The sequence below is a fragment of the Streptomyces sp. NPDC094034 genome (assembly GCF_040303865.1).
In the GTDB taxonomy this organism is placed as follows: Bacteria; Actinomycetota; Actinomycetes; order Streptomycetales; family Streptomycetaceae; genus Streptomyces.
The window spans coordinates 1-20,645 of the sequence record NZ_JBEOUD010000009.1 but is presented as its reverse complement, the minus strand read 5'-3'; the positions used below and the strand labels follow the sequence as shown (position 1 = coordinate 20,645).

Sequence of the window (20,645 nt, the reverse complement as noted above, 5' to 3'; positions counted from 1 at the left end):
CGTGGTGTGAGTAGCAGCGAAGAGAGCATCCGACTGGCGGCGGGCGACGCCGAGTTGACCATTACCCCGGCGAACGGCTGCCGGATCAGCAGTCTGCGCATCGGCGGGACCGAACTGCTGCGCCAAGGCGAGCGGTACGGCTGCTTCCCGATGGTGCCGTGGTGTGGGCGGATCGAGAACGGCCAGTTCCGCAACGGCGGGGTCGTCCATCAGATGCCGCTCAACTCCCCGCCGCACGCGATCCACGGCACCGGCCGGGACACGGCCTGGCGTCCCGCGCGGGTGGATGGCAGCGAGGCGGTGTTCACCTATGACCTCGTCGACCCCTGGCCGTACAGCGGCCGGGTCACCCAGACCTTCGAGCTGACCGAGGACTCGCTGACGATGGGGCTGGGGGTGGAGACGTACGACACGTCCTTCCCGGCCCAGGCCGGCTGGCACCCGTGGTTTCTGCGTGACCTGGGGGGAAGCGAGGCGCGGGTCGACTTCGACCCCGCCTGGCAGGAGGAGCGCGGCGCCGACCATCTGCCCACCGGGCGCAGGATCACGCCGCGCTCCGGTCCCTGGGACGACTGCTTCGGGATGCCCGACGGTGTCGAGGTGACCCTGACCTGGCCCGAGCGGCTGGAGCTGAAGGTCACGAGCCGCGCCGAGTGGGTGGTGATCTATGACGAGCAGGCAGAGGCGGTGTGTGTGGAACCGCAGTCGGGTCCGCCGAATGGGCTCAATACCGCGCCCCGGCTGGTCACCCCCGTGGAGCCGCTGGAGATGGGCGCGACCTGGCGTTGGCGGCGGCTCTGAACACAGGACCTAAGCTCGTGGGCATGACTGACGTACGGGCTGAGCTGCTGCAACTGATCAAGGACAAGGCCGTGGTGCACGGCAGGGTGACCCTCTCCTCGGGGATTGAGGCCGACTGGTACATCGATCTGCGCCGGATCACACTGGACGGTCATGCCGCACCGCTGGTCGGTCAGATCATGCTCGACACCACCGCCGATCTGGACTTCGACTGCGTCGGCGGGCTGACGCTGGGCGCCGATCCGGTGGCGACGTCGATGCTGCACGCCGCCGCCGCGCGCGGGCAGCGGCTCGACGCGTTTGTTGTCCGTAAGGCGCAGAAGGCACATGGCCTCCAGCGCCGGATCGAGGGCACGGACGTCAAGGGGCGCCGCTGTCTGGTGGTCGAGGACACCTCGACCACGGGCGGTTCGCCGCTGACGGCGGTCGAGGCGGTACGTGAGGCCGGCGGCGAGGTCGTCGCGGTCGCGGTCATCGTGGAGCGGGGCGCCGCCCCGGCGATCGCGGAGGCGGGCCTTCCGTACCTCAATGTCTATGCGCTGGATGAACTGGGTCTCGGCTGAGCTGGGCTTTCGGCCGGGTCCCGGGTGTTTCACGTGAAACGGCCGGGACCCGGGTGGAGTCCATACAGGAGTCTGGAAAGATGGGGGTGACGATGACGTCGCCCCCAGGTCAGGGACAAGCACCTCTCACCCGCACATCACAAGGAGCGGCCCGATGCCCATCGCAACCCCCGAGGTCTACGCCGAGATGCTCGATCGGGCGAAGGCAGGCAAGTTCGCCTACCCGGCCATCAATGTGACCTCGTCCCAGACCCTGCACGCCGCACTGCGTGGCTTCGCGGAGGCCGAGAGCGACGGCATCATCCAGATGTCCACCGGCGGTGCGGAGTTCCTGGGCGGCCAGTACAACAAGGACATGGTGACCGGTGCGGTCGCCCTCGCCGAGTTCGCGCATATCGTCGCCGCGAAGTACGACATCACCGTCGCGCTGCACACCGACCACTGTCCCAAGGACAAGCTCGACGGCTATGTCCGCCCGCTGCTCGACATCTCCGCCGAGCGCGTCGCGGCCGGCCGTAACCCGCTCTTCCAGTCGCATATGTGGGACGGCTCCGCCGAGACGCTCGCCGACAACCTGGCCATCGGCGAGGAACTGCTCGCCAAAGCCGCCGCCGCCAAGATCATCCTTGAGGTCGAGATCACCCCGACCGGCGGCGAGGAGGACGGCGTCAGCCACGAGATCAACGACGAGCTGTACACCACCGTCGAGGACGCGCTGCGCACCGCCGAGGCCCTGGGGCTCGGCGAGAAGGGCCGCTACCTGCTGGCCGCGTCCTTCGGCAATGTCCACGGCGTCTACAAGCCGGGCAATGTCGTGCTCCGCCCCGAGCTGCTCAAGGACCTCCAGGAGGGTGTGGCCTCCAAGTACGGCAGGGCCGCCGGCAGCCAGCCCTTCGACTTCGTCTTCCACGGCGGCTCCGGCTCCACTGCCGAGGAGATCGCCACGGCGCTGGAGAACGGCGTCGTGAAGATGAACCTCGACACCGACACCCAGTACGCCTTCACGCGTCCCGTCGCGGACCACATGCTGAAGAACTACGACGGTGTCCTGAAGGTCGACGGCGAGGTCGGCTCCAAGAAGACCTATGACCCGCGCACCTGGGGCAAGCTGGCCGAGGCCGGCATGGCCAAGCGCGTCACCGAGGCGTGTGCCGCGCTGCGTTCGACGGGCACCAAGCTGAAGTGACGGACACCAAGCTGAAGTAACGCGCGGGAGCGGTATCTCCCGTACGGCGGGCCCGGCATCCATCACGATGCCGGGCCCTTGCCATACCGTCCGCCGGGTCGCCACCGGGCTGCGAGGCGAGGATGATCCCCGTATGAACATCAGGCTGTCCTCCGCCCAGGGGCGCTGGGTCATTCTGACGACGGTGCTCGGCTCGACCATGGCCCTGCTGGACTCCACCGTCGTCAATGTCGCGCTGCCGCATATCGGGGACTCCCTGAACGCGAATCTCGCGGACCTCCAGTGGACCGTCAACGCCTACATGCTCACGCTGGCCGGGCTGATCCTGCTCGGCGGATCGCTCGGCGACCGGTACGGCAGGCGGCGGATCTTTGTGATCGGGATCATCTGGTTCGCGTGTGGCTCGCTGCTGTGCGGGGTCGCGCCGAGCGCCCTTGTGCTGATCATCGCCCGCGCGCTCCAGGGTGTGGGCGGGGCGCTGCTCGTACCGGGCTCGCTCGCGATCATCCAGTCGAGCTTCCACCCGGACGACCGCGCACGGGCCGTCGGGGTGTGGTCCGGGCTCGGCGGGGTCGGCGCGGCGGTCGGCCCGTTTCTCGGCGGCTGGCTGGTCGACGGTCCCGGCTGGCGCTGGGTGTTCCTGATCAATGTGCCGCTGGCCGCGCTGTGCGTACCGGTGGCGCTGCGCCATGTACCGGAGACCAGGGATCCGGCGCACCACGGCCGGTTCGATGTGCTGGGCGCGTTCCTCGGTGCGGCGGCGCTGGCGCTGATCACCTACGCGCTGATCGGCAAGGCGGCCTGGTCGGGGGTGGCGGGGGTGCTGGTCGCGGTGGTCTTCGTACTCGTCGAGCGGCGCAGACCGGACCCGATGCTGCCGCTGTCGATCTTCGCGTCCCGGCAGTTCAGCGCGGTGAATCTGGTGACGCTCTGTGTGTACGCGGCGTTCGGCGGCTTCTTCTTCCTCGCCGCGCTCCAACTCCAGGTGGTCGTCGGGTACTCGGCGCTGGGCGCGGGGGCCGCGCTGCTGCCGACGACCGTGCTGATGCTCCTGCTCTCCGCGCGCTCCGGCGCGCTCGCGGAGCGGATCGGGCCGCGGATCCCGCTCACCGTGGGGCCGCTGCTGTGCGCGGCCGGGCTGCTGCTGATGCTGCGGGTGGGCCCGGGCGCCTCGTATCTCGCGGATGTGCTGCCCGCGCTGGTGGTGCTGGGGATGGGGATGGTGAGCCTGGTCGCGCCGCTGACGTCGACGGTGCTGGCCTCCGTGGACAACACGCGCGCGGGTCTGGCCAGCGGCATCAACAACGCGGCGGCCCGTGCGGCGGGCCTGCTCGCGGTCGCCGCGCTCCCGCTGCTCACGGGCACGGGCCCGGAGGCGTACCACTCGGCGCCCCAGTTCGACACCACCTTCCACCGCGCGATGCCGCTGTGCGCGGGGGTGCTGGTGGCGGGCGCGCTGATCGCCTGGGCGACGGTACGGACGCCGAAGGCGGCGGCCGACCGGGCCGAGCCCGAGTGCCGGGTGAACTGCGGACTGTCCGCGCCGCCCCTGGAGCGGCTGGCCGGGGAGGGGGTGGCCGACGGCGGGGGCGGCGCGGCCGGCGGGTCCGGCGGGCCGGGCAGTGGTAGGGGCGGGGGCCCTGGTGGCGGATTCGGTGGTGGTCCTGGCACGGGTCCGCGTGGCGGTCCGATCGGAGGTTCGGGCGGAGGCCCGATCGGAGGTCCGGGCGGGATTGCGGACGGAGACGGGGACGCGGGGTCCGCCGGGCCGGGGCAAGGCAGACTGTAGGTATGGCCATCCATGAAAACCTGCTGGGGGGACCGCCCCCCACTCAGCTGCCCGACGATCCCGAGCCGCGTGAGCTGCTCGCGAACGGTACGCCGCCCGCCGACGTCGCCGCGAAATATCCGACCTCCTCGCTGGCCTGGGCACAGCTCGCCGACGCCGCGTTCGAGAACGGCCATGTCGTCGAGTCGTACGCGTACGCCAGGACCGGTTACCACCGCGGGCTGGACTCCCTGCGGCGCAGCGGCTGGAAGGGGCACGGCCCGGTCCCGTGGGAGCACGAGCCGAACCGCGGCTTCCTGCGTGCCCTGCACGCGCTCGCCCGAGCCGCGCAGGCGATCGGGGAGCAGGACGAGTACGAGCGCTGCGCGACGTTTCTGCGCGACTCCTCGCCGCTGGCGGCCGACACCCTGGGCTGACCTGCGGCTCCCCGGCTGACCAGCGACTCCCTGGCCGACCAGCGACTCCCTGGCTGATCCGTTACTCCCTGGCTGATCCCCGTCTCCACGGCGGCTCCCCGACCGGGGGCCGCCCGTTCCCTCGCGGCCGACAAGCAGCCGACCGCTGCTGATCGCCCCGAAACGGAACCCAACGAGGGCCCCGTCCGTCATCAAGGGCGCGGGCCTTCGGTCTGATCGATCGCGCGCAGCAGATCATCAGCCCGCCCCGGCACAGAGGCCCCCACTCGCGCCTCTCCCCCCACGCCGGTCGCACCAGGGGAGACGTTCGTTTTGGGTAAGCGTGCCGCCGTCCGTCGAATAGGCCGCCGCGGTCGTGACCGTGTCCGTGCTCGCGTGCGCGGAAGGCGCCATGGACGCGGCCGTCCGCCCGCCCGGCCGGCCCTGGCAGGACTGGGCCTGGTCGTCGTACTCCTCGGCGCGGGCGCCGCCGTCGCCGCCTGGCAGGGTGGCGGTACGGGGGAGAGCGGGGCGACCACGACCGCGGATGTGCTCCCGGCGTCGCCCAGCGCGCCGTCCCCGGAGCCCTCGCCCCCGAAGCCTCCGCCCTCGTCGTCCCCGTCGTCCTCGCCGACCGCGTCGGCCGGCGGCGAGCCCGCCGAGGAGAAATCGTCGGAAGCGCCCCATGTCCCCGCCTCGGGCCCCGGCACCTTCACCACCGCGCGGGCGCACGGCGACCCGGTCGGCGACGGGCCGCTGCGCCGCTACCGCGTCCAGGTCGAGAACGGGGTCGACATCTCCGCGAAGGAAGCGGCGGCCGAGATCGAACGGATCCTCGCCCATCCGCGCGGCTGGGCCGCGCACGGCCGGGGCTCCTTCCAGCTGGTCTCCACGAACGCCGACTTCGTCATCCGTATCGCCACCCCGGCCACCGCCGACAAGCTCTGCGGCGCCCAGGGACTCGACACCCGCGGCGAGCTGAACTGCGAGACCGTGGACGGTGTCGTGGTCAATCTGCGGCGCTGGGTCCTCGGATCCCCGACGTTCGACGGACCGGCCTCCGAATACCGGCATCTGATCATCAACCACGAGGTCGGCCACGAGATCGGTCTGCGTACGCATCTGGGCTGCCCCGGCCCCGGCCGGCTCGCCCCGGTGATGATGCAGCAGATCAAGGGCCTGGACGGCTGCGAGTCCAACGCCTGGCCGTACGACGAGAACGGGAAGTACATCACAGGCCCGAAGCTCTGACCCCGGATTATGATGCCGGGAGGGGACCGGGGCTCCGTAACCAACACGGAAGGGGCGGACCGCTACCCGGGAACACATGTCGAGGAGACAGAGATGTCGCACGCCTCCGATGTCCCCGAAGCCGGTTCGGAAGCCCCGAACCTCGACTTCGCGGGGACCACCCCCTACGAGGACTACGTCCAGGCGGATGTCCTCACCCATTTGCAGCACCCGCGCTCCGACGACCCCGGCGAGATGGTCTTCCTCGTCACGACACAGGTCATGGAGTTGTGGTTCACCGTCCTCGTCCACGAGTGGGAGACCGCGTCCCGCGCGCTGCGCGAGGACCGGATCGCGGTGGCGATCGACGCGCTCAACCGGTCCGGCCACGAACTGGAAGCGCTGAACGCCTCGTGGAAGCCGCTCGGCCGGCTGACGCCCGCGCAGTTCAACTCCTACCGCGCCGCGCTCGGCGAGGGCTCCGGCTTCCAGTCGGCGATGTACCGGCGCATGGAGTTCCTGCTCGGCGACAAGTCCGCGTCGATGCTCGTCCCGCACCGGGGCGCGCCGCGCGTCCACGCCGAGCTGGAGAAGGCGCTCCAGGAGCCGAGCCTGTACGACGAGGTCCTGCGGCTGCTCGCCCGGCGCGGGCTGCCGGTGCCCGCGGATGTGCTCGACCGCGATCTCGCGCAGCGGTACGAGCCGTCGCGGGCGGTCGAGGAGGTCTGGGCCGGGATATACCGCGAGCCCGATCAGCACAGCGAACTCATCCGGCTCGGTGAGGCGTTGACGGATGTCGGCGAGCTGGTGTGGCGATGGCGCAATGACCATCTGGTGGCGACGAGGCGGGCGATGGGGTCCAAGACCGGTACGGGCGGCTCCGCGGGCGTGGCCTGGCTGGAGAAGCGGGCCACGAAGAGCGTGTTCCCCGAGCTGTGGACGGCGCGCAGCCATGTCTGAGTCGTACGAGCTCCACTCGCGGGAGCCTCAGTCGCACGGGACCTCCGGGGCCCGTGAACACCACGCGTCCCAGGACAAGTCCCTCGCCGTCCAGGCCGCGACGCTGGACTCCGCCGACGAACTGGCCCCGCTGCGCGATCTGTTCACCCTCCACGACGACTCCGTCTATCTCGACGGCAACTCCCTGGGCGCGCTGCCCCGCCATGTCCCCGAGCGCGTCCAGGACGTGATCACCCGGCAGTGGGGCGAGTTGCGCATCCGCTCCTGGACCGAGAGCGGCTGGTGGACCGCGCCCGAGCGGATCGGCGACCGTATCGCCCCGCTCGTGGGCGCGGGGCAGGGCCGGATCGTGGTCGGCGACTCCACCAGCGTCAATGTCTTCAAGGCCGTGGTGGGCGCGGTACGGCTGCTGGATCCGGCGGAGCCGGCCAGGGACGAGATCCTTGTCGACGCCACGACCTTCCCCACGGACGGATACATCGCGCGCTCCGCGGCCCGGATGACGGGCCTGCCGGTCGTCCCCGTCGACCCCGGGAATCTGCTTGGCGCGCTCGGGCCGCGTACCGCCGTCGTACTCGTCAACCACGTCGACTTCCGGACCGGCCGGCTGCACGATCTCCCCGGGATCACCGCCGCCGTGCACGAGGCCGGGGCGCTCGCCGTCTGGGACCTCTGCCACAGCGCGGGCGCCCTGCCGGTCGGTCTGGACGAGCACGGCGTCGACCTCGCGGTCGGCTGCACGTACAAGTACCTGAACGGCGGGCCCGGTTCGCCCGCCTTCCTCTATGTCGCCGAGCGCCACCAAGCACGGTTCGACTCCCCGCTGCCCGGCTGGAACGCGCACACCGACCCGTTCGCCATGTCCCAGGACTTCGAGGCGGCGGACGGCGCGGTACGGGGCCGGGTCGGCACGCCCGACATCCTCTCCATGCTGGCCCTGGAGGCGGCCCTCGACGTCTGGGAAGGGGTGAGCCTGGCGGCGGTACGGGCGAAGAGCCTGGCGCTCACGGACTTCTTCCTGGAGTGCGTGGAGGCGTACGCGCCACCGGGCCGGGTCCGTTCGCTCACGCCCGCCGCGCACGCCGAGCGCGGCAGCCAGATCGCACTGCGCTGCGCCGAGGCGCCCGCCGTCATGGCGGCGCTCATCGCCCGGGGCGTTGTCGGGGATCTGCGCAGGCCGGACGTGCTGCGCTTCGGATTCACCCCGCTCTATACGGGTTTCGCCGATGCGGAACGGGCGGCGAGGGTCCTCGGTGAGGTGCTGACCGAGGTACCGGCCGAGGTACCGGGCGAAGTGCCGGACGAGGTGCCGGACGAGGTGTTGGCCGAAGGGTAGGCCGGGTTCGGGTCACAGTGGCCCGGCGGCCGCCCCCGCGGCCGCCGGGCATCGGGGTGAACGGGCCCCCGTGGGGCTGATAGCGTCCCCGCTGATCAGGTCAATTCGGCCCCCGTACCGAAAGGTTGGAGCAAGATGCCGGACCCCGCCGCGCACGATGCCCTTGCTCGTGACGCCGCAGAGACCGAATCGGTCTTCTCCCATCCGGTTGTCCGGCCCGATGCCACCGCCGCGTACGGCGAGCACCCTGATCAGGTGATCGACTTCTACGCTCCCCGGGGCGACCAGGAGCGCGTGCCACTGGTCGTCGTTCTGCACGGCGGCGCCTGGCGCGCGCCGTACGACCGTACGCATCTGACCCCCTTCGCGGACTTCCTGGCCCGGCGCGGATTCGCCGTCGCCAATGTCGCCTACCGGCGGGGGCCCGCGATCCCGCAGCAGGGCGACGGGCCGCCGGTGGCGGGGCGCTGGCCCGAGACGTTCGACGATGTGGCCGCGGCGATGGACGCGCTGCCCGCGCTGGCCGCCGACGCGCTGCCGCGGGCCGACGCGCGGCGGACCGTGCTCACCGGCCACTCCGCGGGCGGCCATCTCGCGCTGTGGGCGGCGGCCCGGCATGTGCTGCCGGTGGGTTCGCCGTGGCGGCTGCCGGAGCCCCCGCCGCTGCGCGGGGTCGTCGCGCTGGCGCCGATCGCGGATCTCGTACGCGCCGTGGAGCTGGATGTGTGCGGCGGGGCGCCCATCCAGTTGCTGGGCGGCGAGGAGGAGTTCAAGCAGCGCAGGGAGAGCGCGGACCCGGCGGCGCTGCTGCCGACGGGGATCGCGACGACGGTGGTCCAGGGCCGTACGGATCTCACCGTGCCGTACACGGTCTCCGAGGCGTTCGTGGAAGCGGCGGGCCGGGCGGGCGAGATGGTGGGGCTCACGTTGCTTGAGGACGTCGGTCACTTCCCGCTGATCGACCCGGCGGCGGACGCGTGCGCGGTGGTGGCGGAGGAGATCGCCCAGCTCGCCTGGTGAGGCCCGCGTTTCCCACACGGGCGGAGAGGCCGGACGACGACAGGCGGAGGGGCCGGAAGACGCCGGGAGACGCCGGAAGACGCCGCGGGGAGACGCGGACAGAAACTGACCGCAAGCCTTCCTACGGTCTCCCCATGACCCAGAACACCAGCCAGACCGTGCTCGTGACCGGCGCCACCGGAACCGTGGGCCGGCAAGTCGTCGCCGAACTCCGCCACCGCGGCCACACCGTCCGCGCGCTCACCCGTGACCCCGAGAAGGCGAGGACCGCCCTCCCCGGCGTCGATGTCGTACGGGGCGACCTCACCGACCCCGCGAGCCTCGCCCCCGCCCTCGAAGGCGTCACCGCGATTCATCTGATCACCTTCGGCGGGGCGATGTTCGCGCCGTTGGAGACCGGACCCGAGATCGTGGAGCTGGCGCGGAAGGCAGGCGTACGGCGGGCGACCGTCCTCTTCGGTGGCGAGGAGACCCCGCTCCAGCGGGCCGTCGAGGCGAGCGAACTGGACTGGACCGTCGTGCAGCCCGTCGAGTTCATGTCCAACGCGCTGGAGTGGGCGGACGCGATCCGTACGGAGGACACCGTCGCCGAGCCGTTCATCGGTCGGCTGAGCGCCATGATCCACGAGGCCGACATCGGCGCGGTCGCGGCGGTCGCGCTCACCGAGGAGGGGCACGCGGGCCGTACGTATCTGATCACCGGCCCCGAGGCGCTCACCCTCCGGGACAAGGTGGACGCGCTGGCGGCGGCCCGTGGCCGGGAGATCGCGCTCGTGGAGCTGAGCGAGGAGACGGCGAAGGAGCGGTGGCGCGCGGCGGGCCGGCCCGAGGAGGTGATCGCCTTCCTGATCATGGTCTACCGGGACACCCCGCCGGAGGGCAGGACCGTGGTGGGCACGGTCGAGGAGGTCACCGGCAGGCCGGCCCGTACGTTCGCGGAGTGGGCGGCGGAGCACGCGGCGGCGTTCCGGGCCTGATCCCGACCACTGCCGACAACCGCCGCACACTGCCGACCACTGCCGACCACCCTCGCCCATCCCAGCGCCTCCGACCGCCTGCCGACCGCCGCCGGCCGTCCGCGGCACGCGTCATACCTGGTGGGCGCCGGAGGCGCGCAGTAGTACCTGGGACGGACGGGCAAGGATCCGCTTCGCTGGTGACGACCCCGTCCCTCCCCCCGCTTACCGTGGCAACGTGACCGAGACAGATACCGGGAAGACCCGGAGCCCCGAGTTCCACTTGGCCATGGGGGCACTTCATGGCATGCGCCAGGATCTCTTCCACGACGCTTTCGCCTACCGTCCGCTCAAGCCCATGCGGACGGGCGGCCCGATCACCCGCCGCCTGCCCGGCCGGATACGTGAGAACGCGGTCTGGACCCCGCATGTCCTGATCACGGCGTGCGCGCTGCTGGTGATGTTCGTCGGCTTCGCCGATCACGGCGGTCTGTTCGGCCTCCTTCCGGCGATCCCGGTCCTGTTCACCATGGTCAGGCCGGTGGGCGCCCTGTGGCTGTCGCTGGGGGTCTCCGCCGTGCTGGCCGTGCTGTCGTACGACGAGTGGCCGTGGGGGGCCGCGAGCTTCCTCGGTTACCTCACCGTGCTGACGGTGGCCGCGATCCGTACGCGCCCGCGCACCGGTGCCTATATGTGGGCGCTCACGGCGGCGTACGCGTTGTGCATGGAGATCTTCTTCAACCGCGGCTACGGGGGCGGGGGAGCCTCCGTCTCGCTGATGATGCTCTTCCTTTCCGCGCTCGTCCTGCTGACCGTGACCGTGCTGCATATCCGCCGGGAGGCGGAGCAGGAGGTCGCCGCGCAGCAGAGCGTCACCGCCGTCGAACGCGACCGGCGCACGCTGCTGGAGGAGCGCACCACCATCGCCCGCGAGCTGCACGATGTGGTCGCCCACCACATGTCGGTCGTCGCGATCCAGGCCGAGGCGGCCCCGTACCGGGTGGAGAACCCGCCGCCGGAGCTGGAGCAGGCGTTCGTCACGATCCGGGAGAACGCCGTGGCCGCGCTGACGGAACTGCGCCGGGTGCTCGGGGTCGTACGGGCGGAGGACTACGAGGCGCCCGACGCCCCGCAGCCCACGCTCGCCGATCTCGACGGACTGCTCGGGAATGTCCGTGACGCCGGGCTGACCGTGGAGAAGACGATCACCGGATCGGTGCGCACACTGCCGCAGGGCGTCGAGCTGTCGGCGTACCGCATCGTCCAGGAGGCCCTCAGCAACGCGCTCCGGCACGCGCCCGGCTCGGCCGCGCGGGTCGAGATCTCGTATGTGCTGGGCGGGCTCGGTCTGCGGATCGTGAACACGCCGCCGCGCGGCCTGGTCAAACCGTCGCCCGGCTCCGGGCACGGCATCACGGGGATGCGGGAGCGTGTCACGATGCTCAACGGCGAGATGACCGCGGACCTCCTGGAGGACGGCGGCTACGAGGTCGCGGCCTTCATTCCGGTGGCCGCCGTGCGGGACGGGGACGCGTCATGACCATCCGGGTACTGATCGTCGACGATCAGGTGATGGTCCGCGAGGGCTTCTCGGTCCTGCTGAACGCGATGCCGGACATCGAGGTCATCGGCGAGGCGGTGAACGGCCGCGAGGCCGTGAGCCAGGTCGCCGCGCTCCACCCCGACGTGGTGCTGATGGACATCCGGATGCCGGAGCTGAACGGTATCGAGGCGACCCGGGAGATCGTCGCGGCGGACGCCGACGCGAAGGTCCTCGTGCTGACCACCTTCGACCTCGACGAATACGTCTACCAGGCGCTGCGCGCCGGCGCCTCCGGCTTCCTGCTGAAGGACGCCTCGGCCCGCCAGCTGGCGGACGGTGTACGAGTGGTGGCCTCCGGCGAGGCGCTGCTCGCCCCGACGGTCACCCGTCGCCTGATCACGGAGTTCTCCAAACTCTCGGAGGCCCCGCGCGCCCCGGCGATGGCCAGGATCGGTGATCTCACGGAGCGTGAGACGGAGGTCCTGGTCCTGATCGCGCAGGGGCTGTCGAACGCGGAGATCGCCGAGCATCTGGTGGTCGCGGAGTCCACGATCAAGACGCATGTGAGCCGCGTCCTGGTGAAGCTGGGGCTGCGGGACCGTACGCAGGCGGCGGTGTTCGCGTACGAGGCTCGGCTGGTGACTCCGGGCTGAGCCGAGTCCGAGCGGGGTGGCGAGTATCGGTCATGTGATCACTCGCACGGGTGATCGCACCGGAAAGAACCGTTTCGTCCGCTCGGGGGCACGTCACGCTGGTGTCCACCTGACAGGAGGTGCACCATGACAGTTATGGCAGAGCATGTGGTCCAGATGTCCGTCGAGGAGTTCGAAGAGATCGCCAAACTCATCGAGAGGCAGTCCGACACCGTCAGGTTGGAGTTCATCAACGGACGGATCGGGTTCAAGGGCGTGACGGATGGCGACCACAGCGAGATCATCAGGTGGCTGCAGAAGCGCTGCATGCAGGTTCGGCCCGACCTGTGGCTTTATGCGGGGGGCGAGTTGGGGCTGCTGGTCGAGGCATACCGCAAGGGTCGGGCCAAGCCCGATGCCGTCCTTGCCCCGGAGGGGAATTTCGCGGGGCAGGGAGACTGGGCCGACCCGGCGCGCGTGTTGATGACGGTCGAGGTGACGTCGTACGACTCGGACACTGATAAGCGGGACCGGAAAGAGAAGCCTCTCGCTTACGCCGTCGCGGGGATTCCTCTCTATCTGCTGATCGACCGCGACGACTGCACGGTCACCGTCCACAGTCGGCCAGCGCCTGAAGGCTACCGCTGTCGCCAGGTGGCGAACTTCGGAGAGACAGTCACTCTCCCCGACCCCGTCGGCATCGAGCTGGACACCGAGATCCTGAAGCACTACGTCCGCTGACGCACCCGGCGTCGCGCGGCGGCCCACCTTGTCCACAGCCTGTGGACAAGACGGGCCGCCGCGCGTCTCCGATCAGTGAGTCTCCGATCAGTGAGTCTCCGGTCAGTCTGTCTCCGGTCAGTTCAGCAGGTCACGACGGCGCAGTCCCGCCAGCCCCGCCCCCACCAGCGCCACCGCGAGCACCGTCAGCACCACCGCCGGTGTCCAGGCCATCTCCCCGCCCGGCAGCTTCGGCAGGTGTCCGAACGGCGACAGGTTCATCACCGACCGCGGCAGATCCAGCGCCGGGCCGATCCAGCCCAGGGCCAGCGCCAGGCCCGCGACTCCCCACGCGGCCACGGTCGCCTTCGGGAAGACCCCGTACAGCAGGACGGCCAGCGCGCCGAGGACCCAGATCGCGGGCAGTTGGACCAGGGCGGCGCCGAGGATTCCGGGCAGATCGTCGCCGTAGCCGACGAAGAGTCCGAGACCGCCGAGCACCATGATCAGGACCGCGCCGCCGAAGGCGATCGTCAGATGCCCGCCGGCCCAGCGGAGCCGGCCGACCGCGCCCGCGAGGACCGGTTCCGCTCGCTGGCCGGTCTCCTCGGCGTACAGCCGCAGTACGGACGCGACCACGTACAGCGCCGCGACCATCCCCAGCATGCCGACCATCGCGGCCAGGAAGGCATCGGTCAGTCCCTGCTGGCCGCCCATCCGCTGGATGATCTGCTGGGTGGCCTCGTTGTCGCCGACCAGGTCCGCCGCGCCGTCGGTGATGCCGCCGAACATGATTCCGGCGAGCAGGAAGCCGATTCCCCAGCCGAACACGCTGCCGCGCTGGAGGCGCCACGCGAGCCCGCCCGCCGTCGCGATCGCGCCCGTCGCGGGTCCCGGTCGCGCGGGCAGGAAGCTCATGCCGATGTCACGGCGGCCCGCCAGGGTGTACGCGAGGACCGCCTGTACGGCGATCGCGGCCAGCAGGACCAGCAGTACCCACCAGCGTTCGTCGGCGTAGGCGCGTACGTTCTCGGCCCAGCCGATCGGGGAGAGCCAGGTCAGTACGGACGAACCGTCGTCGGTCGACGCGTCGCCCGCCGCCTTGAGTACGAACGCGGCGCCGATGACGGCGGCCGTCATCCCCTTCGCGAGCCGGGCGTTCTCGGTGATCTGAGCGGCGATGGCGGCGGTGCAGGCGAAGAGCATGCCGACTCCGCCGGTCGCCAGGCCGAGCGCCAGCGCGCCGGTGGCGGCCTCCCCGTTGCCGACGAGCCCGGCGGCGACCGCCAGGACCAGCGCGGCGTTGGCGATCAGCGCCGTGAGCAGCGCGGCGGTCAGCGGCGCCCGGCGCCCGACCATCGCCGCCGAGAGCATCTCCTGACGGCCGGTCTCCTCTTCCTCCCTGGTGTGCCGCACGACGATGACCAGGCTCATCACCGCCGCGAGCGCGGCGCCGAAGGCGATCATGCGCCAGGAGGTGAGCCCGCCCACGGAGTCGCTGAAGACGGGCCCGTACAGGGCGCGCAGCGAGCCGTTGGCGGACATCGACTGGATGAGGTCGGCCCGTTTGGCGTCCGTGTCGTACAGCGTCGAGACGGACTGTGTGACGGACAGGAACGAGGCGCCGAGCACCAGCACCCATACCGGCACGATGATCCGGTCGCGGCGCAGGGCGAGCCTCAACAGCGTTCCGGTGCCCGCGAGTTGCCGGGTGCCGCCGGTGCGTGCCAGCGGTACGGCCAGGGTGGTGGCGGTCATGACGCGACCGCCGGATCGGCCTCGGGCGCGTGACCGGCCGCGGGGGCGTCGTCGGCCGCGTAGTGGCGCATGAACAGCTCCTCCAGGGTGGGCGGGGTGCTGGTCAGCGAGCGGATGCCGGAATCGGAGAGGGAGCGCAGTACGGCGTCCAGCTTGTCGGTGTCGACCTGGAGCCTGACCCGCTTCCCCTGGATGTCGAGGTCATGCACGCCGGGGAGCCGGCCCAGTCCGTTCGGCTCGCCGGAAAGCTCGGCGCTCACGCTCGTACGGGTCAGATGGCGCAGCTCGGAGAGCGAACCCGACTCGACGGTCACGCCCTTGCGGATGATGCTCACCCGGTCGCAGAGCGCCTCGACCTCACTCAGTACATGGCTGGAGAGGAGCACGGTCCTGCCCCGGTCGCGCTCCTCCTCGACGCACCGCTGGAAGACCTCCTCCATCAGCGGGTCGAGCCCGGAGGTCGGCTCGTCGAGGATCAGCAGATCGACGTCCGAGGCGAACGCGGCGACGAGGGCGACCTTCTGGCGGTTGCCCTTGGAGTACGTACGCCCCTTCTTGGTGGGGTCCAGCTCGAAGCGCTCGACGAGATCGGCCCGCCGGGCCGGGTCCAGTCCCCCGCGCAGCCGCCCGTACAGGTCGATGACCTCGCCGCCGGAGAGGTTCCGCCACAGGGTCACGTCCCCCGGTACGTAGGCCACGCGGCGGTGCAGTTCGACCGCGTCCTTCCACGGGTCCCGGCCGAGCAGCTGGGCCGCCCCGGAGTCGGCGCGCAGCAGCCCGAGGAGGACTCTGATGGTGGTGGACTTGCCGGCTCCGTTGGGGCCGAGGAAGCCATGGACCTCGCCGGCCTCGACGGCGAGGTCGAGGCCGTCCAGCGCGTGCGTCCGGCCGAACGACTTGTGTAGTCCGGCGACGGTGATTGCCTTCGTCATGCTTCGGAACGTACGCTACTTTCACAAAATTATGAAGTTAAGGAAGCGTAAAAAGGGTTCGGGTTAAGATCGAGGTGGACGCCGAGCAGGGGAGACGATGGGCCGATGAACAGCGAGGACCAGAGCATCGAGGGCCAGCGCCGGGGCGCGAACGGGAGCGGGAGCCGGAGCGGTGACGGTACGTCGCGGGACGAGGAAGCCGTGTCCCGCTTCGTGGAGCGCTTCGCGGCCGACATGACCGAGGCCGGGATGCAACGCACGGCCTCCCGGGTCTTCGCGGCGCTGCTCAGCTCGGACGACGCGAGCATGACCTCCGCCGAGCTGAGCGAGAAGTTGCGGATCAGCCCCGCGGCCGTCTCAGGGGCGGTCCGCTATCTCACGCAGGTCAGCATGGTCGGCAGGGAGCGCGACCCCGGCTCGCGCCGGGACCGCTACCGGCTGCACAACCAGGGCTGGTACGTCACCATCACCCAGCGCGACTCCGTACTGAGCCGCTGGGAGCACACCCTGCGCGAGGGCGTCGAGACGCTGGGCCCCGACACCCCGGCGGGGGAGCGGGTGGCGGAGACGGTCGAGTTCTTCGAGTTCCTCCAACAGGAACTGCTCGCCCTGATGGACCGCTGGAAGGACCACCAGGAGACGAAGCGCGCGGCGCAAGCGGGCGGCGCGGGCTGACGGTGCGGGCCGAGGGGGGCGCGCCGAACTGGCCCGCGCCGAGGCGCGAAGGGCTCCCCGAAGCCCGCCGCCCCCGCTCAGGCCCTCGGACCCGCCACCGCCCCCGCCCCCGCCGGAAGCGTCAGCTGCCAGGCCTCCGGCCGGAGCGTCCACGTCCGGGTCCGTACCGGGCCCGTGACCCGCGTGTCCGCGCGGTAGCGGAAGTCGGCGCCCGACACCGTGACGGACAGCGCGCTGGCACGCACCGGCTCCTCCGAGGCGCGCGTACGGATCACGACCTCGGCGCGGCCCCCGCGGGAGGACACCCGTACGCCCTCGACCGGCTCGTCCAGGTCGTTCAGCACTATGCCGTCCGCCTCCACCCTCAGCCGGTGGTGCGCATGCGCGGTGAACACCGGCGGGACCGGCCGTACGAGCGTACGGACCAGCGAGCGGCAGGTGTGCCAGACCGACGCCATCGATGCCGCGCCCGGGACGCCGCCCAGCACCGCGCCCGTCGCGGGCAGCGCCGGGATCCGCAGATCCCCCAGCACCACCCCGTCGCTGTCGTCCACCAGCAGATCGAGCCTGCGCGCCGCGCCGTCCAGCACGGCCCTCGCCGCCGCCACCGCGCCCGTGGGCACGCCCAGGGAGCGGGCCAGCTCCACGGAAGCGCCGATCGGCACCAGCGACAGCGCCCCGGAGGCCAGCTCCCGCTCCCGGTGGAGCAGGGCGACGGTCCGCAGCAGCGCCCGGTCGTCGCCCACCACCACCGGCCGTCTGCTGCCCCGCCGGGCCAGCGCCCGCGCGAATTCCTCGGGGCCGTCGGGGAGACAGAGCTTCACCCCCGCACCCGCACTGAGCACGTCCTTCGCGATCCGGACCGATTCGCCGTCGGTCCTGCGGGCGAAGGGGTCGATGACCACCAGAAGCTGTCGCGCACCGTTCTCGGCGGGCTCTGCAGCCGACACCTCGGTCCTTCCTCGGGTAGCATCTTTGTGCAAGAGCCCCTTGCGCTATTGCGCCAGGGGCTTCGTCTATTCCGGGGCATCCGGTTCGACGGTCAGGACCGCGTCGTACAACGTCGTGCGGTGTCATACGCGTAGATATGGCGTACACGCGCCGAATGAACGGCGTTTGCGCGCCCCCTGACCTTGGACATGCCCCGCCCGGAAGGGGTGTACGCCTGTGCCCGCACTTGTGCTGCTCGGTGCTCAGTGGGGTGACGAAGGCAAGGGAAAGGCCACCGACCTGCTCGGTGGGTCCGTGGACTATGTCGTGCGCTATCAGGGCGGCAACAACGCCGGTCATACGGTCGTCGTGGGCGACCAGAAGTACGCACTGCATCTCCTCCCTTCCGGAATCCTCTCCCCGGGGTGCACCCCGGTGATCGGCAACGGAGTGGTCGTCGACCCGGCTGTCCTGCTCTCCGAGCTGAGCGGTCTCAACGAGCGCGGTGTCGACACATCCAAATTGCTGATCAGCGGTAACGCGCACCTGATCACGCCGTACAACGTAACCGTCGACAAGGTGACGGAACGGTTCCTCGGCAAGCGGAAGATCGGTACGACCGGCCGTGGCATCGGCCCGACCTACGCGGACAAGATCAACCGCACCGGTATCCGCGTCCAGGACCTCTACGACGAGTCGATCCTGGAGCAGAAGGTCGAAGCGGCGCTGGAGTCCAAGAACCAGCTGCTCGCCAAGGTCTTCAACCGGCGGGCCATAGAGTCCGGCAAGGTCGTCGAAGAGCTGCTGACCTTCGCCGGCCGGCTCAAGCCGTACGTCGCGGACACGACGCTGATCCTCAACGACGCCATCGACGCGGGCAAGGTCGTCCTCTTCGAGGGCGGCCAGGGCACGCTGCTGGACGTGGACCACGGCACGTACCCCTTCGTCACCTCCTCCAACCCGACGGCGGGCGGCGCCTGCACGGGCGCGGGGGTGGGGCCGACGAAGATCAGCCGGGTCATCGGCATCCTCAAGGCGTACACGACGCGCGTCGGCGCCGGACCGTTCCCGACGGAGCTGTTCGACGAGGACGGCGAGGCGCTGCGCCGCATCGGCGGCGAGCGGGGCGTCACGACGGGCCGCGACCGCCGCTGCGGCTGGTTCGACGCGGTGATCGCGCGCTACGCGACGCGGGTCAACGGGCTGACGGACTTCTTCCTCACCAAGCTGGACGTGCTCACGGGCTGGGAGCGGATCCCGGTGTGCGTGGCGTACGAGATCGACGGCAAGCGCGTCGAGGAACTCCCCTACAGCCAGACGGACTTCCACCACGCGAAGCCGGTGTACGAGTACCTGCCGGGCTGGTCCGAGGACATCACGAAGGCGAAGACCTTCGCCGACCTGCCGAAGAACGCGCAGGACTATGTGAAGGCGCTGGAGGCGATGTCGGGGGCGCCGATCTCGGCGATCGGAGTGGGTCCGGGGCGTACGGAGACGATCCAGATCAACTCGTTCCTGTAGGACCTGTGGGGCTCGCAGGACGTGGCGGACCTGGGGGGCTCGTAGGACCTGTGGGGCTTGTAGTGCCCGTGCGGCTTGTAGTGCCTGTGGGGTTGGCAGGAACGGGGTCCCCGGGGGAGAAGCCCCGGGGACCCGGTCACACCATCCCGGCGAAGAGATGGCCCCCGGGCCGCGCGGGGTCGGCGACCAGGAGGACCTGGTCGCCGGCGCGCGGGATGGCCAGCTTGGAGACGATGGTCTGGAGTGTGACGTGGTCCGCCGCTCCGGCCGGCTGGACAACCAGATCCACGATGGGATCGAAGTTCACGAGCTTGCCCGTGTCGCTGATCGATACGACGACGGCGACGGTGGTGGGCGCGCCCATGGCGATCAACTGCTGAACGTTGGCAGCGGAGTTGTACGCGCCGATCGCCCCCTGGAGCTGGGCGAAGCCCTCGCGGCCGACGAACGCGCGTGTGGTCCGTCCATAGAAACCCTTGCCGCCGGCCACCTTGTTCGCGATCTCGGCGGCGCGCTCTTCGCGGCTCTTGCGCTTCCCGAAGATCCCCATGACGTCCATCCCTCCGCGGCGTGGTGTGTTGCCTGGCGAGATGGACGCTAGGGGCACGGCGGGACCTACCGATCCCAGGTTCGGGGGTGGGGTGCGGGTGCGGGACGGGGGGTTGTCGGGGGCGTCCGGAGTCGGTGATGGCGGGTGGGGGCCGCCCCTGGGTTTCAGTTTCGCGGTTGCGGGTTGGGCGTCAAGGGCGCTCCTTCGTCGCGTCGGCTGCGCCGATTCCGCTTCGCTTCACCCTTGACGCCCAACCCTCCACCGCAAGTGCTGCTTTGAGGGGGGCGGCCCGGGGGGAGGGGTCCCCGGAAGGGATCCGTGCATGGAGCCGGTCCATTGCCGACCGCAGGTCGGTGGACCCTGCGGGGCTGCGCGGCAGTGCAGTGGGGCGGCCCGGCACCGGCTCAGCGAGCTGATGCCGGTGGGTGGTGGGGATTCATGCCCCGCTGGTGACGGTCTGTTGACGGGTGCACCTGTCGACTGGGGCGGGCGGGCCTGCCACCCACCCCCTATGTCCCAGTTTGGCGCGCCGTTTTGGGGCTCCCCACTCGGTGTTGCGTCCTGGGTTCGGTTAAGTCGTTCCCACGGCACATCGCACCCCTGACCGGCCCGCTGGCCGCCCCACGAGTCACACCCACCCCAGCACCCACACACCCAGACAGCGGGGCACCAGCCCCGGCCGCTTCCCCGCCCCGGACCGTGGGAAATGAGGCGGATGTGACTGGTGAGGCGCCTAGTGGGCCGGTCGGAGGGGGTGATGTGCCGTGGGGCCCGGTTAACCGAACCCAGGACGCATGACCCGCCGGAGGGTCCCTGGAATGGTCCGCCAAACTGGGGCATAGGGGGCAGGTGGCAGGCCCTTCGGCCTCAGGGCACAGGTGTCACCCGACAACGGGCCCGTACAGCGGGGCATGAGTCTCAACCACCCACCCACATCAGCTCGCTGAGCCGGTGCCGGGCCGCCCCACTCCACTGCCGCGCAGCCCCGCAGGGCCCACCCACCCAAGGCCGGGATCCGGCCCTCAGCACATGGGAGCTTCCCCGGGGACCCCTCCCAATGCCAGGAACTTAGGGGGTTCATTGTCGGTGTTGTCCCTGATCGACTGGCAGTTGGGTGTTCCGCCAGACGCAGCGAAGCTCCTCGGCTA

General features: G+C 70.7%; 19 protein-coding genes. 15 read left to right on the top strand and 4 right to left on the bottom strand.

From position 1 onward, the window contains the following. The first annotated feature begins 6 nt into the window (after nucleotides 1-6). The 13 genes from ABTZ59_RS10975 (at nucleotide 7) to ABTZ59_RS10915 (ending at nucleotide 13,152) form a co-directional block, all read left to right on the top strand. A complete protein-coding gene (locus ABTZ59_RS10975) occupies nucleotides 7-801 on the top strand; it encodes an aldose epimerase family protein (RefSeq protein WP_351394090.1) in 795 nt (264 codons plus the stop codon). Nucleotides 802-824: 23 nt separating this feature from the next. Beyond that, complete coding sequence (gene pyrE / locus ABTZ59_RS10970; protein ID WP_351394087.1) at nucleotides 825-1,364, top strand: orotate phosphoribosyltransferase; 540 nt, start codon at nucleotides 825-827, stop codon at nucleotides 1,362-1,364. A 154-nt stretch (nucleotides 1,365-1,518) separates the two neighbouring features. Continuing rightward, nucleotides 1,519-2,550, top strand: coding sequence for a class II fructose-bisphosphate aldolase (gene fbaA / locus ABTZ59_RS10965; RefSeq protein WP_351394083.1), 1,032 nt, complete (start codon nucleotides 1,519-1,521; stop codon nucleotides 2,548-2,550). A 133-nt stretch (nucleotides 2,551-2,683) separates the two neighbouring features. Further along, nucleotides 2,684-4,339 carry an MFS transporter gene (locus tag ABTZ59_RS10960; RefSeq protein ID WP_351394081.1) on the top strand — a complete coding sequence of 552 codons (1,656 nt, stop codon included), beginning with the start codon at nucleotides 2,684-2,686 and terminating at the stop codon, nucleotides 4,337-4,339. Nucleotides 4,340-4,341: 2 nt separating this feature from the next. Next, nucleotides 4,342-4,755, top strand: coding sequence for a DUF3151 domain-containing protein (locus ABTZ59_RS10955; RefSeq protein WP_249953136.1), 414 nt, complete (start codon nucleotides 4,342-4,344; stop codon nucleotides 4,753-4,755). 375 nt (nucleotides 4,756-5,130) lie between these two features. Continuing rightward, the gene (locus tag ABTZ59_RS10950) at nucleotides 5,131-5,985 is read left to right on the top strand and encodes a DUF3152 domain-containing protein (RefSeq protein ID WP_351394078.1); all 855 of its coding nucleotides are present in this window, start codon (nucleotides 5,131-5,133) and stop codon (nucleotides 5,983-5,985) included. 93 nt (nucleotides 5,986-6,078) lie between these two features. Next, on the top strand, nucleotides 6,079-6,924 hold the full coding sequence (locus ABTZ59_RS10945) for a tryptophan 2,3-dioxygenase family protein (protein WP_351394075.1): 846 nt from the start codon (nucleotides 6,079-6,081) through the stop codon (nucleotides 6,922-6,924). After that, entirely contained in the window at nucleotides 6,917-8,260 is a 1,344-nt protein-coding gene (gene kynU, locus ABTZ59_RS10940; RefSeq protein WP_351394072.1) for a kynureninase, read from the top strand. The genes ABTZ59_RS10945 and kynU overlap by 8 nt, the downstream gene beginning before the upstream one ends. A gap of 135 nt (nucleotides 8,261-8,395) precedes the next feature. After that, nucleotides 8,396-9,280, top strand: coding sequence for an alpha/beta hydrolase (locus tag ABTZ59_RS10935; protein ID WP_351394069.1), 885 nt, complete (start codon nucleotides 8,396-8,398; stop codon nucleotides 9,278-9,280). 134 nt (nucleotides 9,281-9,414) lie between these two features. Next, nucleotides 9,415-10,257 carry an NAD(P)H-binding protein gene (locus tag ABTZ59_RS10930; protein ID WP_351394066.1) on the top strand — a complete coding sequence of 281 codons (843 nt, stop codon included), beginning with the start codon at nucleotides 9,415-9,417 and terminating at the stop codon, nucleotides 10,255-10,257. A 217-nt stretch (nucleotides 10,258-10,474) separates the two neighbouring features. Next, a complete protein-coding gene (locus tag ABTZ59_RS10925) occupies nucleotides 10,475-11,776 on the top strand; it encodes a sensor histidine kinase (protein ID WP_503002574.1) in 1,302 nt (433 codons plus the stop codon). Next, nucleotides 11,773-12,432: a response regulator gene (locus ABTZ59_RS10920; protein ID WP_351394063.1), complete on the top strand. Its 660-nt coding sequence runs from the start codon at nucleotides 11,773-11,775 to the stop codon at nucleotides 12,430-12,432. The genes ABTZ59_RS10925 and ABTZ59_RS10920 overlap by 4 nt, the downstream gene beginning before the upstream one ends. Before the next feature lie 126 nt (nucleotides 12,433-12,558). Next, complete coding sequence (locus ABTZ59_RS10915) at nucleotides 12,559-13,152, top strand: Uma2 family endonuclease (RefSeq protein ID WP_351394060.1); 594 nt, start codon at nucleotides 12,559-12,561, stop codon at nucleotides 13,150-13,152. Between the two features lie 117 nt (nucleotides 13,153-13,269). On the opposite strand, the gene ABTZ59_RS10910 is transcribed toward ABTZ59_RS10915, so the two are convergent. Together ABTZ59_RS10910 and ABTZ59_RS10905 are read right to left on the bottom strand one after the other, a co-directional pair. Next, nucleotides 13,270-14,889, bottom strand: a complete 1,620-nt coding sequence (locus ABTZ59_RS10910) for an ABC transporter permease (protein ID WP_351394057.1) — start codon at nucleotides 14,887-14,889, stop codon at nucleotides 13,270-13,272. Next, complete coding sequence (locus ABTZ59_RS10905) at nucleotides 14,886-15,821, bottom strand: ABC transporter ATP-binding protein (RefSeq protein ID WP_351394054.1); 936 nt, start codon at nucleotides 15,819-15,821, stop codon at nucleotides 14,886-14,888. The genes ABTZ59_RS10910 and ABTZ59_RS10905 overlap by 4 nt, the downstream gene beginning before the upstream one ends. 105 nt (nucleotides 15,822-15,926) lie before the next feature. Between ABTZ59_RS10905 and ABTZ59_RS10900 the strand changes: the two genes are divergently transcribed. Next, nucleotides 15,927-16,496, top strand: a complete 570-nt coding sequence (locus ABTZ59_RS10900) for a GbsR/MarR family transcriptional regulator (RefSeq protein WP_503002571.1) — start codon at nucleotides 15,927-15,929, stop codon at nucleotides 16,494-16,496. A gap of 77 nt (nucleotides 16,497-16,573) precedes the next feature. Here the strand turns inward: ABTZ59_RS10900 and ABTZ59_RS10895 are convergent, their stop codons facing one another. Continuing rightward, entirely contained in the window at nucleotides 16,574-17,446 is an 873-nt protein-coding gene (locus ABTZ59_RS10895; protein WP_351394051.1) for a diacylglycerol kinase catalytic domain-containing protein, read from the bottom strand. A gap of 217 nt (nucleotides 17,447-17,663) precedes the next feature. Between ABTZ59_RS10895 and ABTZ59_RS10890 the strand changes: the two genes are divergently transcribed. Beyond that, nucleotides 17,664-18,947 carry an adenylosuccinate synthase gene (locus ABTZ59_RS10890; protein WP_351394049.1) on the top strand — a complete coding sequence of 428 codons (1,284 nt, stop codon included), beginning with the start codon at nucleotides 17,664-17,666 and terminating at the stop codon, nucleotides 18,945-18,947. 136 nt (nucleotides 18,948-19,083) lie between these two features. On the opposite strand, the gene ABTZ59_RS10885 is transcribed toward ABTZ59_RS10890, so the two are convergent. Further along, on the bottom strand, nucleotides 19,084-19,497 hold the full coding sequence (locus tag ABTZ59_RS10885; protein ID WP_351394046.1) for a hypothetical protein: 414 nt from the start codon (nucleotides 19,495-19,497) through the stop codon (nucleotides 19,084-19,086). Between the last annotated feature and the right edge of the window lie 1,148 nt (nucleotides 19,498-20,645).